General features: G+C 60.9%; 11 protein-coding genes and 1 tRNA gene. 6 read left to right on the top strand and 6 right to left on the bottom strand.

Features of this window, described 5'->3' with window-relative positions; all coding sequences use genetic code 11:
* Window positions 1-175 precede the first annotated feature (175 nt).
* Window positions 176-2632: an acyl-CoA dehydrogenase FadE gene (gene fadE, locus M2367_RS07115; RefSeq protein ID WP_224432601.1), complete on the bottom strand. Its 2457-nt coding sequence runs from the start codon at window positions 2630-2632 to the stop codon at window positions 176-178.
* Between the two features lie 235 nt (window positions 2633-2867).
* Here fadE and lpcA point away from each other — a divergent pair, with 235 nt between their 5' ends.
* Together lpcA and M2367_RS07105 are read left to right on the top strand one after the other, a co-directional pair.
* Window positions 2868-3446 (top strand): D-sedoheptulose 7-phosphate isomerase, encoded by a 579-nt coding sequence (gene lpcA, locus M2367_RS07110; RefSeq protein WP_042039670.1) that lies wholly within the window; start codon window positions 2868-2870, stop codon window positions 3444-3446.
* Between the two features lie 62 nt (window positions 3447-3508).
* The gene (locus M2367_RS07105) at window positions 3509-4300 is read left to right on the top strand and encodes a class II glutamine amidotransferase (protein WP_042039744.1); all 792 of its coding nucleotides are present in this window, start codon (window positions 3509-3511) and stop codon (window positions 4298-4300) included.
* Between the two features lie 112 nt (window positions 4301-4412).
* Here the strand turns inward: M2367_RS07105 and purN are convergent, their stop codons facing one another.
* Window positions 4413-5051 (bottom strand): phosphoribosylglycinamide formyltransferase, encoded by a 639-nt coding sequence (purN, locus tag M2367_RS07100; RefSeq protein ID WP_259236275.1) that lies wholly within the window; start codon window positions 5049-5051, stop codon window positions 4413-4415.
* Window positions 5048-6085: a phosphoribosylformylglycinamidine cyclo-ligase gene (gene purM, locus M2367_RS07095; RefSeq protein ID WP_084218089.1), complete on the bottom strand. Its 1038-nt coding sequence runs from the start codon at window positions 6083-6085 to the stop codon at window positions 5048-5050. Before purM ends, purN begins: the two co-directional genes overlap by 4 nt.
* Before the next feature lie 178 nt (window positions 6086-6263).
* Between purM and upp the strand changes: the two genes are divergently transcribed.
* From upp to hda, 3 genes are all read left to right on the top strand, one after another.
* Complete coding sequence (upp, locus tag M2367_RS07090) at window positions 6264-6890, top strand: uracil phosphoribosyltransferase (RefSeq protein WP_005893847.1); 627 nt, start codon at window positions 6264-6266, stop codon at window positions 6888-6890.
* Window positions 6891-7123: 233 nt separating this feature from the next.
* Window positions 7124-8137, top strand: a complete 1014-nt coding sequence (locus M2367_RS07085) for a DUF2066 domain-containing protein (RefSeq protein ID WP_259236274.1) — start codon at window positions 7124-7126, stop codon at window positions 8135-8137.
* A gap of 92 nt (window positions 8138-8229) precedes the next feature.
* Window positions 8230-8931, top strand: a complete 702-nt coding sequence (gene hda / locus M2367_RS07080) for a DnaA inactivator Hda (protein ID WP_042039664.1) — start codon at window positions 8230-8232, stop codon at window positions 8929-8931.
* A gap of 104 nt (window positions 8932-9035) precedes the next feature.
* Here the strand turns inward: hda and aceA are convergent, their stop codons facing one another.
* From aceA to M2367_RS07065, 3 genes are all read right to left on the bottom strand, one after another.
* Window positions 9036-10349, bottom strand: coding sequence for an isocitrate lyase (aceA, locus tag M2367_RS07075; protein ID WP_224432605.1), 1314 nt, complete (start codon window positions 10347-10349; stop codon window positions 9036-9038).
* A gap of 72 nt (window positions 10350-10421) precedes the next feature.
* Window positions 10422-12029, bottom strand: coding sequence for a malate synthase A (gene aceB, locus M2367_RS07070; RefSeq protein ID WP_259236273.1), 1608 nt, complete (start codon window positions 12027-12029; stop codon window positions 10422-10424).
* A gap of 1099 nt (window positions 12030-13128) precedes the next feature.
* Window positions 13129-13205 (bottom strand) — tRNA-Pro (locus M2367_RS07065).
* Between the two features lie 207 nt (window positions 13206-13412).
* On the opposite strand from M2367_RS07065, the gene tadA reads away from it, so the two are divergent.
* Window positions 13413-13913, top strand: a complete 501-nt coding sequence (gene tadA, locus M2367_RS07060; protein ID WP_042039743.1) for a tRNA adenosine(34) deaminase TadA — start codon at window positions 13413-13415, stop codon at window positions 13911-13913.
* Window positions 13914-13995: the final 82 nt, after the last annotated feature.

Genomic DNA, 13995 nt, shown 5'->3' with positions numbered 1-13995 from the left:
TAGCAAACTCATTGAAATATAAATAGCGAACTGGATCGGCTTCAGATTGTCGGGGGAGAGGATATGGCAGGAAATACCCCATGTTCTTTGCCATGACACCCCCTTTGGCAGGGAGATGGCGAAGGGGAAGATAGAAAACGCCTCCCGATGGGAGGCGTGTGTTGCAAGCGGGAGTTCAGGCTGCCCTGTGGTAGGCGGATGCCTCGAACAGGGCCTTGTTGGCCACCAGATCGATGGGGTCGAAGTCATCGACGTTGATGGTGCGCAGCCGGCTTATTTCGGCGCGGCGCAGCAGTTCGGCCTCCGCCTCATTCAGGGTGCCAGCGGCCAGACCCGCTTCGGCTACCTTGTCCAGCTGGGTGAAGGGGCGACGGACGCCATCAGCCTTGCACACCTTGTCAAACAGCGGCTCGGCAGCCAGTACTTCGTCCAGTGCCTGTTCCAGCAGGCCGAAGGGGTTACCCTCCTCGCGAGTGAGATACTGACCTTCGGCCAGACGACTGCGGGTTGCACTCGGCGTTTGCAGCAGACGGGCAACCTGACTATCCAATTTGTCGCTCGGGCGCTTCAGATCACGGCCCAGCGGCAGCACTATGATGCGCAGAGCCAAGCCAATCCAGCGATTCGGGAAGTTGCGCAGCAACTCGTCGATCGCCTCTTGCGCCTTGAACAGGGCATCTTGCAGTGCCCAGTGCAGCAGCGGCAGATCCGCCTGCTGACGACCTTCGTCCTGGAAGCGCTTGAGGGCGCTCGAGGCCAGATAGAGCTGGCTCAACACATCGCCGAGGCGGGCGGAGACCCGCTCCTTGCGTTTGAGCTCGCCGCCCAGGGTCGCCATCGCCATGTCCGACAGGAAAGCCAGGTTGGCAGAGAGCCGGGTCAGCTGCTGATAGTAGCCGCGGGTGCCGTCCTTGAAGGGGGCGCCGGCGATACGGGCGCCGGTGATCCCCAGGCTGAAGCTGCGCACCAGGTTGCTGATGGCGAAACCGACGTGGCTGAACATCGCCTTGTCGAAATCTTTGAGCGCCTGCTCCTTGTCCGGGTGGCTGGCGGCCAGCATCTCGGGCAACACATAGGGGTGGCAGCGAATGGCGCCCTGACCATAGATGATCATGCTGCGGGTCAGGATATTGGCCCCTTCGACCGTGACGGCGATGGGCGCACCCTGGTAGCCACGGGCCAGGTAGTTGTTCGGGCCCATGCAGATCGCCTTGCCGCCGTGGATGTCCATGGCATCGATGACGCACTTCTGGGCGCGGTCGGTGAGGTGATACTTGACGATGGCGGAGATGACCGAGGGCTTTTCCCCCAGATCGATGCCGGTCACCGTCATCTTGGCGGCGGCGCCCATGATGTAGGCGTTACCGCCCAGGCGTGCCAGCGGCTCTTCGATGCCTTCCATCTTGCCGATGGGCAGCTTGAACTGGCGGCGGATGCGGCTGTAGGCGCCGCTCGCCAGGGCCAGCATCTTGACGCCCCCTGTGCTGTTGGAGGGCAGGGTGATGCCACGGCCGACCGACAGACATTCGACCAGCATGCGCCAGCCCTGACCGGCCATGGCCGGGCCGCCGATGATGAAGTCGAGCGGTACGAACACCTCTTCGCCGCGGGTCGGACCGTTCTGGAACGGCACGTTGAGGGGGAAGTGACGGCGGCCAATCTCGACGCCCTTGATGTCGGTGGGGATCAGGGCGCAGGTGATGCCAAGCTCCTCCTCCTCACCCAGCAGGTGATCCGGGTCGCGCAGCTTGAACGCCAGCCCCAGCACGGTGGCGATGGGGGCGAGGGTTATGTAGCGCTTGTTCCAGGTCAGGCGCATGCCGAGCACCTCTTCTCCTTCCCATTCACCCTTGCAGACAACGCCGAAGTCGGGGATGGAGCCCGCATCCGAGCCCGCTTCCGGGCTGGTCAGGGCGAAGCAGGGGATCTCCTTGCCGATGGCCAGACGGGGCAGGTAGTGGTCTTTCTGCTCTTCGGTGCCGTAGTGTTGCAGCAGCTCCCCCGGGCCCAGCGAGTTGGGCACGCCGACGGTGGAGGCGAGCACGGCGCTGGCGCCGCACAGTTTCTGCAACACGCAGGATTGGGCATAGGCGGAGAACTCCAGGCCACCGTATTTTTTCTTGATGATCATGGCGAAGAACTTGTGGTCCTTCAGGTATTGCCACACCTCGGGGGAGAGATCCGCGCGCTCGTGGGTCACTTCCCAGTCATTGACCATGCGGCACACCTCTTCGACCGGGCCGTCCATGAAGGCCTGCTCGGCGGCAGAGAGGGTACTGACCGGGATGGCGTGCAGCTTCTTCCAGTCCGGGTTGCCGGCAAAGAGATCCGCTTCCCACCAGGTGGTGCCCGCGTCGATGGCCTCTTTCTCGGTACGGGACATCTCCGGCATGATGGACTTGTAGAGCTTGAACAGCGGCTTGGTCAGCTGGTTGCGGCGAAACTCCACCAGGTTGAGCGGGATGGCGATCAGGGCGAACAGGGCCCAGGCCAGCAGAGGCACATGACCCACCAGGGTGCCCAGCACCAGGGCGGCCAAGGTGATCAGGGTAGAGATAAACAGGGACACCCGGCGATAAGCCAGGGCGCCGATAACCAGGATCACCCCGAGCAGAGTGAGGGTCGTCGTCATTGCTTGCTCCTTGCGTGATAGGATGCCAAATTGGCTCAACTCATCCAGAGGTCTGACCTGTTGGATATGGCCCTGTTGTAATTCATACGCAGAAACTTATCAAGTTGTTTACAAGCCTGTTACCGGCGTAATGTGAGCGCCCTAACGCAATTTGACGCAGCCAGTGCCCGCCCGGGGGCGACTCCTTCTCCGGCTTGTGCGAGAATGGCCGCGACGACATTTTGGAAGAGATATCATGTACCAAGACTTGATCCGCAATGAACTGACCGAAGCGGCCGGCGTGCTGCAGGCATTCCTGGCCGATGAGCAGAATCTGAACAACATCGAGGCCGCTGCCAAGTTGCTGGCCGACTCCTTCAAGCAAGAGGGCAAGGTGCTCTCCTGTGGCAACGGTGGCTCCCACTGTGATGCCATGCACTTTGCCGAAGAGTTGACCGGCCGTTATCGCGAGAACCGCCCCGGTTATGCCGGTATCGCCATCTCGGACCCCAGCCATCTCTCCTGCGTCTCCAACGATTTTGGCTACGACTATGTCTTCTCCCGTTATGTGGAGGCGGTTGGCCGTCGCGGCGACGTGCTGCTCGGCATCTCCACCAGCGGCAACTCAGGCAACATCCTCAAGGCCATCGAAGCCGCTCATGCCAAGGGCATGAAGGTGATCGCCCTGACCGGCAAGGATGGCGGCAAGATGGCTGGCCTGGCCGATGTCGAGATCCGGGTGCCGCACTTCGGTTATGCCGACCGCATTCAGGAGATACACATCAAGGTGATCCATATCCTGATCCAGCTGGTCGAAAAAGAGATGGCCGAGTAAGGCCGCGGTCGATATGCACGAACAGCTGTGCCTCAGTTCGTGCGGGCAGGGGGAGAATGATCATGTGTGAACTGCTCGGCATGAGTGCCAATGTACCGACCGATATCTGCTTCAGTTTTACCGGACTGATGCTGCGCGGCGGCAAGACGGGCCCCCACAAGGATGGCTGGGGCATCACCTTCTATGAAGGAAAGGGGTGCCGCACCTTCAAGGATCCCGAGCCCAGTGCCGAATCCCCCATCGCCAGGCTGGTGCAGGCGCTGCCCATCAAGAGCCGCGCCGTGGTGAGTCACATCCGTCAGGCGAACCGGGGTTGCGTCTCGCTGGAGAATACCCACCCCTTCACCCGTGAGCTGTGGGGCCGTAACTGGACCTTCGCCCACAACGGCCAGCTGACCGGTTACAAGAAGCTGGCGACAGGTCGGCACAGGCCCATCGGCGATACCGACAGCGAGCATGCTTTCTGCTGGTTGCTGAGTCGGCTCGAGCAGAAATATCCCCGTCGTCCCGCCAACTTCCCGGCCATGTTCCGCCATCTGGCGAGCCTGTGCGACGAGCTGCGCGCCCTGGGGGTATTCAACATGCTGCTCTCCGATGGCGAGTACGTGATGACCTATTGCAGCAACAACCTGCACTGGCTCACCCGCCGGGCACCCTTTGGCGAGGCCCGTCTGCTCGATGAGGACGTGGCCATCGATTTTCAGAGTGAGACCACCCCCAACGACGTGGTGACCCTGATAGCGACCCGGCCGCTGACCGGCAATGAATCCTGGCAACAGATGACGGCGGGGGAGCATTGCCTGTTTCGACTCGGCGAGCTGGTGTCACGCCAGGGCGGCAAGGGGGCTGCCTGAATCAGGCCGCTATTGACGACCGGCTGGTCAGAGGGATCGCAGGATAAAGAAGAGGGAGGCCCATGGGCCTCCCTCTTTACGTTTCTGCTACTGGTCGGTGCCGGACCCAAATTCAGTCGTTGGCATAACCGGCCTGACCAAGAGGCTGCCCATCGAGGTGGGCTCCGCTGGCATCACAGCGCAATCTGCCCTGACAGAACCACTGCACCACCAGGGGGTAGAGGCTGTGTTCCTGCACCTGCACCCGGGCCGCCACATCGCTCGGCTCATCTTCCGGGAAGATGGGCACCCGCGCCTGCAGCACCACGGGGCCGCCATCGAGCTCCTCGGTGACGAAGTGGACGCTGGCGCCATGTTCCTTGTCACCGGCCTCGATGGCGCGTTGGTGGGTGTGCAGTCCCTGATACTTGGGCAGCAGGGAGGGGTGGATGTTGAGCATGCGTCCCTGATAGTGACGCACCAGGTCCCCGGTGAGGATCCGCATAAAGCCGGCCAGCACGATGAGGTCCGGCTGGTGGCTGTCGATGCGGGCCATCAGGGCGGCATCGTAAGCCTCGCGGCTCTCGAAGCCCTGATGGGCGAGCACCTCGGCGGCAACCCCCGCTTGCTGGGCCCGCACCAGACCATAGGCATCGGCCTTGTTGCTGATGACCGCCACGACCTGGCCGTCAATCCGCCCCTGGCCGCAGCCATCCAGTATGGCCTGCAGGTTGCTACCGCTGCCGGAGATAAGCACGAGGATGCGGGTCATTTGATGATGACCTGCTCCTCGCCATCGGCGGCCTTGGCGATATGACCAATGTGCCAGGCGTTCTCACCCTCTGCCTTGAGCAGCGCCAGCGCCTTGTCCAGCTCGCTGGCGGGCAGGGCGACTATCATGCCGACGCCGCAGTTGAAGGTGCGATACATCTCGAAGCGGGTGACGTTACCCGCTTGCTGCAGCCAGCTGAACACCGCCGGCCACTGCCAGCTCTGCTCGTTGATCACCGCCTGGGTATTGGCGGGCAACACGCGGGGGATGTTCTCCCAGAAGCCGCCGCCGGTGATGTGGGACAGGGCGTGGATCTCGCACTCTTTGATGAGCTTGAGCACGGGTTTGACATAGATGCGGGTCGGTTCCAGCAGGGCATTGGCCAGGGTGGTCTCACCCAGTGGCTGCTGCACATCGGCGCCGGACACTTCCAGGATCTTGCGGATGAGGGAGAAGCCATTGGAGTGGGGGCCGCTGGCGGCCAGGGCGATCAGGGCATCGCCCTCACCGACCTTGCTGCCGTCGATGATCTCGCTCTTCTCGACCACACCGACACAGAAGCCGGCGATGTCGTAATCATCCCCCTCATACATGCCAGGCATCTCGGCGGTTTCGCCGCCGACCAGGGAGCAGCCGGACTGCTCGCAGCCCAGGCCAATGCCGGTGACCACGCTGGCGGCGGTGTCCACATTCAGCTTGCCCGTCGCATAGTAGTCGAGGAAGAACAGCGGCTCGGCGCCTTGCACGATCAGGTCATTGACGCACATGGCCACCAGATCGATGCCAACGGTATCGTGTTTCTTCAGATCGATGGCCAGACGCAGCTTGGTCCCCACACCATCGGTACCGGAGACCAATACTGGCTCCTTGTAGCCCGCCGGGATTTGACACAGGGCCCCAAAGCCGCCAAGACCACCAAGGACTTCAGGACGACGAGTGCGCTTCGATACGCCCTTGATACGTTCAACCAGTGCGTTGCCGGCATCGATATCAACGCCAGCATCCTTGTAGCTCAGTGAGGTTTTGTCAGTCACGCGAGTAGTCCCCGTCATGTATAGAAGTGGAGGGTAAAATTCGGGGCACATTCTACCAGCCAGGGCCGAAAACCAGAAAGGAAATCGTTTGCGCGTTTTTCCCCGGAAAAGCTCTACAGCCAAGGGTTTTTATTGTATGATTCCGCGATTTTTCTTGCGGCAGTTAGAGGAGATAATAATGAAGGTCATCGAAGCCAAACACCCCCTGGTCAAGCACAAGATTGGCCTGATGCGCGAAGGCGACATCAGCACCAAACGCTTTCGTGAACTGGCCAAAGAGGTTGGCAGCCTGCTGACTTACGAAGCCACCTCTGACTTCGAAACTGAGAAGGTCACCATCAATGGCTGGAACGGCCCGGTAGAAGTTGACCAGATCAAGGGCAAGAAGGTGACGGTCGTGCCTATCCTGCGCGCCGGTCTTGGCATGATGGATGGCGTGCTCGAACACATGCCGAGCGCCCGGGTCAGCGTGGTGGGCATCTATCGCGATGAAGAGACCCTGCAACCGGTCCCTTATTTCGAGAAGATCGTCAGCAACATCGAAGAGCGTCTGGCCCTGGTCATTGACCCCATGCTGGCCACCGGCGGCTCCATGATCGCCACCATAGACCTGCTCAAGAAGAAGGGCTGCCACTCCATCAAGGTGCTGGTGCTGGTTGCCGCCCCGGAAGGACTCAAGGCCCTGGAAGCCGCGCATCCTGACGTGGAAGTCTACTGCGCCGCCATCGATGACGGCCTGAACGAGAAGGGCTACATAGTCCCGGGTCTGGGCGATGCTGGCGACAAGATCTTCGGCACCAAGTAAGCCCGATTAGTCAGCTCAAGAGGCGCCTGACAGATATCGGGGGCGCAGATAGCCCTCACAAAAGCCGACCCCAGGGTCGGCTTTGTCATGTCTGGCTGTTTGCTCATTCGGGCAAGGGGTAGCGGGCATCGACACCTTGTGAGTTGTGGCGTCGGCAGCGAACCCGGCTTGCTGGCGGATAGGGCTTGCCGCTACCATATCACCACATCCTGTTCGCCAGAGAGCTGTTTCCCATGCATAAATGTCTGTTCGCCCTCTGTGGCGCCCTGTTTGCCTGCACCCTGTCAGCCGCTCAGGTCAACGATCTCTACCAAGGTATGGCGCCAACCAGCGGCGATATGACGGCGGCCCAGGGCCAGGCGCTGTCTCAGGTGCTGGTCAAGGTGAGCGGCAAGCGCGATATTCTGGCGCAGCCTGAGGTGGTCAAGGCGCTGGCTGCCCCCAAGGAGTATGTGCAGCAGTACGGCTATCAGGATGAGGGCCAGGTGCAGATGCTCAAGGCGCAGTTCGTGCCCGCCAAGGTCAATGCCCTGATCGCGGCCAGCAAGTATGCGCTGCTTGGCCCCGCCCGTCCGCAGCTTGCGTTCTGGTTGGTTCAGGACGACGGGGAGCGCCGTATCATTTCGGATCAGTCCGGTGATGGCTGGTCTCCTGTGCTGCGCAGCCAGGCCCAGGCCCTGGGGCTGCCGGTCAGCATTCCTCTGATGGATTTGGATGACAGCATGGCGGTCAGTGCCACCGATGTCTGGGGTCGTTTCGCCGGCCCCATCCTCAAGGCCAGCCAACGCTACGGTGCCGAGATGGTGGTGCTGGGCCAATTAGTGGCCAAAGGGGAAGAGTGGACCCTGGATTGGGCCCTCTATGGCCCCAAGTCAGGGGCAACCGAGCAGCTGACCAAGGGGGAGGTGCAAGGTAGCCAGCAGGAGATCGCCACCGGTTTGGCCGATGCCCTGGCCGGTTGGCTGGTGGAGAACTATGGCGCCCGTCTTGGCGGTGCCAGTTCAAGCCAAGCCTTGCAGATTGAAGGGGTGCAGGGCATCGATGACATGATCAGCCTGCAAAAACTGCTGCAAGGCATGGCGAGTGTCACCCAGGTCACCATAGGCCAGCTCAATGGCGACAAGGTCAACTTCTCCCTCACTCTGCAGGGGGACAAAGCCGAACTCATTCGCGGCCTGGAGCTCGAGCCCAGGTTGCAGCGTCTACCCGATGAGGGCAATCTGCGTTACCAATGGTCGCAGCCTTAGCGCCTGCCGCCGCCGGGCTCCGGTCCGGCGGTTCTCTATCTGGCCGAGCGATGTTACACTAGCGCACAAATGTCACAGTCAAAGCCCACCGAGTGAAGCAACCGGCCCAACTGTCTTTAGCCGTACAACTTCCGGATGATGAAACCTTCGTCAGTTTCTATCCCGGCAACAACGCCCATCTGATCACGGCTCTGAAGAATGCCGCCATCGGTCAGGGCGCACCTTTCCTCTATTTCTGGGGTGCCAAGGGCTCAGGCCGCTCCCATCTGCTGCATGCCACCTGCGCCGAGGTCAACGCCCGCGACGCCGCCGCCGCCTATCTCTCCCTCGATCAGTTTGAAAAGCTGGATCCCAGCATGCTCGATGCCATGGAGAGTCTGCCCCTGGTCTGCCTCGACAGTCTGGAGGCCATTGCTGGCAACAGCCTCTGGGAGCGGGCCCTGTTCGATTTTTACAATCGCTGGCAGGAGAAGGGGGAGGGCACCTTGGTGGTGACCGGTTGCAGCGCGCCGCGCAAGCTGGGGCTGCAACTGCCGGATCTGGCCTCACGCCTCGACTGGGGGGTCTCCTTCCAATTGCAGGAGCTCGATGATGAGGGCAAGCTCAGTGCCCTGCAACTGAGGGCCGAACTGCGTGGTTTCAAGTTGCCCATCGATGTGGGCCGCTTCCTGCTCAATCGCCTCTCCCGTGACATGCGCACTCTGCTCAGCACCCTCAATCAACTCGATAACGCCTCCTTCAGCGCCAAGCGCAAGCTCACCATTCCCTTTGTGAAAGAGATCCTCGCGCTCTGATCCTGTCGGACACCGGCGACATCAAGCCGGGCGTGCGAGGCGAGCGAAACAGAAACCCCGGCACCAGGCCGGGGTTTTTTATCAGTGCGACTCACGTACTCAGATCAATGGAACTGATCTTCTTCGGTGGAACCGGTCAGTGCCGTGACCGAGGATTGACCGCCCTGGATGACGGTGGTGACCTTGTCAAAGTACCCGGTCCCCACCTCCTGCTGGTGTGCCACGAAGGTGTAACCACGGCTTGCCGCGGCAAACTCCGGCTCCTGCACCATCTCGACATAGTGCTTCATCCCCTCACCACGGGCGTACTGGTAGGCCAGCTCGTACATGTGGAACCACATGTTATGAATGCCCGCGAGGGTGATGAACTGGTACTTGTAGCCCATGTCGGACAGCTCCTGCTGGAAGCGGGCGATGGTGGCATCGTCCAGGTTCTTCTTCCAGTTGAAGCTCGGCGAGCAGTTGTAGGCCAGTATGGTGTCCGGGTACTGGGCCTTGATGGCCTCGGCGAACTGGCGAGCCTCGTCCAAGTCCGGCTTGGCGGTTTCGCACCACACCATGTCGGCGTAGGGGGCATAGGCCAGGCCGCGGGAGATGGCCTGCTCGATACCGGCCTGCACCTTGTAGAAGCCTTCGGCGGTACGCTCACCGGTCAGGAAGCCGGCATCGTAGGGATCGGCGTCCGTGGTCAGCAAGTCGGCCGCGTTGGCGTCGGTGCGGGCGATCACCAAGGTGGTGGTGCCGCACACATCTGCCGCAAGGCGAGCAGCAACAAGCTTTTGCACCGCTTCCTGGGTCGGGACCAGCACCTTGCCGCCCATGTGGCCGCACTTCTTGACCGAGGCGAGCTGATCTTCGAAGTGCACGCCGGCGGCGCCCGCTTCAATCATGCCCTTCATCAGCTCAAACGCGTTCAGCACCCCACCGAAACCGGCTTCGGCATCCGCCACGATCGGCAGGAAGTAGTCGATGAAACCGGCATCCTGCGGGCCAACTTTATTGGCCCACTGGATCTGATCGGCGCGGGCGAAGGAGTTGTTGATGCGCTCCACCACGGACGGGACAGAGTTGGCCGGGTAGAGGGACTGGTCCGGGTACATGGTGGAGGACAAGTTGTTGTCCGCCGCTACCTGCCAGCCTGAGAGGTAGATCGCCTCGATACCGGCCTTGGCCTGCTGCACCGCCTGGCCGCCGGTCAGGGCGCCAAGGCAGTTGACGTAGCCCTTCCTGGCGCTACCGTGGATCAGCTCCCACAGCTTGTCGGCGCCGCGCTGGGCCAGGGTATGGGCGGGGACCAGGCTGCCACGCAGGTTCACCACGTCTTCGGCGCTGTAGCCGCGTTTGATCCCTTTCCAGCGGGGGTTTTCTGCCCAGTCTTTCTCGATAGCCTGGATCTGTTGCTCACGGGTCAGTGCCATATCAGTTCCCTCTTTCATTGATTTCACGTGTCCATTGTTTTGTTATTGGCGAGCCCCGCCCGGGGCCCGGATTCAGAGCCGCTCGTAACCGGGCAGCGTCAGAAAATCGATCAGGGTGTCGGCACAGGTGATCTGCTCCATCAGCTCGCTCGCTTCGGCAAAGCGGCCGGTCTGCCAGCGGGCATCGCCCAGCTCGGCTTTGACCACCTGCTGCTCTTCGGCCAGCATCTGGCGGAACAGCGCCTTGGTCACCACCTGGCCGTTCGACAGGCTCTTGCCGTGGCGGATCCACTGCCAGATGGAGGTACGGGAGATCTCGGCGGTGGCCGCGTCTTCCATCAGACCGTAGATGGGCACGCAGCCGTTGCCGCCTATCCAGGCTTCCAGATATTGCAGGGCGATGCGGATATTGGTGCGCATGCCCGCCTCGGTGCGCTCCCCCTCGCAGGGGGCCAGCAGCTCGGCGGCGGTGATGGGGGCATCTTGCTCGCGCAGTACGCCTATCTGATTCTTGGCGCCGGCGGGAATGGCGGCGTTGAACACCGCCATGGCGGTATCGGCGAGGCCGGGGTGGGCCACCCAGGTGCCGTCGTGGCCGTTGTGCGCCTCCCGCTCCTTGTCGGCCTTGACCTTGGCAAACACCTGCTCGTTGACCGCGGCATCCTTGGCCGGGATGAAGGCAGCCATGCCGCCCATGGCCAGGGCACCGCGTTGGTGGCAGGTCTTGATCAGCAGCCGCGAATAGGCGGACAGGAACGGCTTGTCCATGGTGACCACCTGGCGGTCGGGCAGCACGCGGTCGGGATGGTTCTTCAGGGTCTTGATGTAGCTGAAGATGTAGTCCCAGCGGCCGCAGTTCAGCGCCACTATGTGATCCTTCATCTGATAGAGCAGTTCATCCATCTCGAACACCGCTGGCAGGGTCTCGATAAGCACGGTGGCCTTGATGGTGCCGCGGGGCAGACCGAACTTGTCTTCGGTCCAGGCGAACACCTCGCTCCACCAGCGTCCTTCCAGGTGGCTCTGCAGCTTGGGCAGGTAGAAGTAGGGGCCCGAGCCCTTGGCCAGCAGCGCCTTGTGGTTGTGCAGGAAATAGAGCGCGAAGTCGAACAGGCCGCCGGGGATGGGGGCGCCATCGAAGGTGACGTGTTTCTCCGGCAGATGCAGGCCGCGCACCCGGCAGATCAGTACCGCCGGATCGGCCTTGAGGCTATATGACTTACCTTCCGGGCTCTGGTAGGAGACGGTGCCATTGACCGCATCGCGCAGGTTGATCTGACCCTCGATCACCTTATTCCAGGCCGGTGCCAGTGAGTCTTCGAAGTCGGCCATGAACACCTTGACGTTGGCGTTGAGGGCATTGATCACCATCTTGCGCTCGACCGGGCCGGTGATCTCCACCCGCCTGTCCTGCAAGTCGGCGGGGATGCCGCGCACCGTCCAGTTGCCCTCGCGGATATGGGCCGTCTCGGGCAGGAAGTCCGGCAGCTCGCCACCGTCGATACGGGCCTGACGGGCGATGCGCTGCTTGAGCAACTCTTTGCGCTGGGGAGCGAAATGTTCCACCAGTTCGGACACCAGCGCCACCGCTTCCGGTGTCAGTATTTGTGAATACTCGGGTTGCATGGGGCCTTCAATGCGAAGGCGATCACTGCAAAGGGCCTGGGCCGGTGCCGACATGGGGGTCACTCCTGTGAAAATTACATTTTGAACTAAATAACTACGACTAAAGTCGATCCCTGTTCACTGTCACCCTCAGCCATGCCAGGTAACATGATTGTTAAGGTGCTGAAAATAATGAGTGTCGTCAACCTCTATTTTAAAACACCTGTTTTCATATCATATATAAGTATATGTTTTATATTGATTTGATTGGATTGAGTAAAAGCTCCATCCAGATGGAAATACTCTTGTTGGGCAGAGTCACCTCGACGGTCTCTCGGGGGAAGGTGGTGCACAGCATTATGTTGCTTGTTACGTAATTTAATTACAGATGCAAGGGGAGATCCCGACCTCACTCCAGGCCTGGAATAATGGCGTGTATGAGTGCGCTTTATTGAGCCCATAGGCAGCAGGGCCCTTGTCGGGAAAGGGAAAAGTCGATTTGTTTAAAACTGGGCTCCCTTGGGGAGCAGGGGGTGGCGATCCGGGGGGCTGGGTATCAGATTGAAGCGCAATAACGTAGGTTTGTATCGAATGCCAGCGAGGGCGCTCTCGACCCAGGCACAACGGCATCAGTACAATATGCTAACTTATTTGTTTTTTGTGAAATATAAGACTTTTTTATCTCGGGCGGCTCATTCTGTTGCTGAGGGCGGGGTAAAAGGCCCCATGGCCATGAATAAGGGTCAGTACTCTTCGTCCGGTTCGGCAAGATCGATGATGTCGAGCCGAACAACCTGTTCGTCATCGGGTTCTTGGGAGGGGATATGGGACTGAAGCTGGGTGGTCATGTCTGCTTGCCTCTGGGTAGATTGCAAGCCGGTGGGTCGGATCCTTACCCTGTGAGTGTGCATTCCTAGCGAGTGCCGGCACGAAGGCGCACATCCTAGCGGCTTTATGAAAAAGGCTCAAGCGGTTCTGTATATAAATCATCCCGACTCTGAGAGGACTATTCATTAAGGGGTGGAAGGCGCGTTGCTATGAGGGGTTATAGGGGCTCTGTGTGTCTGGGGATGGCGGGCCGTGAGCCGACGAAGAGGTGAGATGGGTAGCCAGGGGGCAGATGGCAGCCAAAAAAATAGCCCAGTCGTGAGACTGGGCTATTTTCGGGGAATGATGGTCGGCGTGAGAGGATTCGAACCTCCGACCCCTGACACCCCATGACAGTGCGCTACCTGGCTGCGCTACACGCCGACTGCGTCAGCTTGGCTGACGGATGGGAAGTCTAATGAGATGGTCTTTGCGGCGCAAGTCCTTTTTTATCAGGGAGATGCCGATTGCTTCTTTATTGTGCAGGCGAGATGTTTCTTGGGCTCTTCGGGAGGATTTGGCATAATCGCCCCCCATTTTAATCGCCTGTTTACCCGTGTCACCGCCAAGGGGGAGAGTTTGGAAACCGAGATGTCCGCGCAGGATGAAATCTGGATGAGGCACGCCATGGCCCTGGCCGCCAGAGCCGAGGGGATGGGCGAGATCCCGGTCGGTGCTGTGCTGGTGCTGGGGGATCAGATAGTGGGGGAGGGGTGGAATAACGCCATCACGGGTCATGACGCCTGCGCCCACGCCGAGATCATGGCGATCCGCGCCGCCGGAGCGCATCTGCAAAACTACCGTCTGCTCGACACCACCCTTTATGTGACCCTGGAGCCTTGCTGCATGTGCGCAGGCGCCCTCATTCACAGCCGGGTCAAACGGGTGGTCTATGGCGCGACGGATCCTAAAACGGGGGCGGCGGGTTCTGTGTTCAACATATTGCAGGATGAGCGTCACAACCACCGGATAGCGCTGCAGGCAGGGGTGCTGGCCGAGGCATGTTCCGCCCAGCTCTCTGCTTTCTTCAAGCGACGCCGCGCCGAGCAGAAGGCGGCCAAGGCGCAACAGCCAAGCCACTTGGCGCCCTGAGCGAGGGCGGTTCCGCATCCATTCCAGGATGCTGTCATGGCCCGCTCCACTGAGCCGGCCATGGCGCGCAGGCCTGCCGCCG

It is taken from the genome of Aeromonas sp. BIGb0445 (genome assembly GCF_024809075.1).
In the GTDB taxonomy this organism is placed as follows: Bacteria; Pseudomonadota; Gammaproteobacteria; order Enterobacterales; family Aeromonadaceae; genus Aeromonas; species Aeromonas rivuli.
Note: the sequence above shows the minus strand (reverse complement) of the source record. Positions and strands in the feature narration are given on the sequence as shown.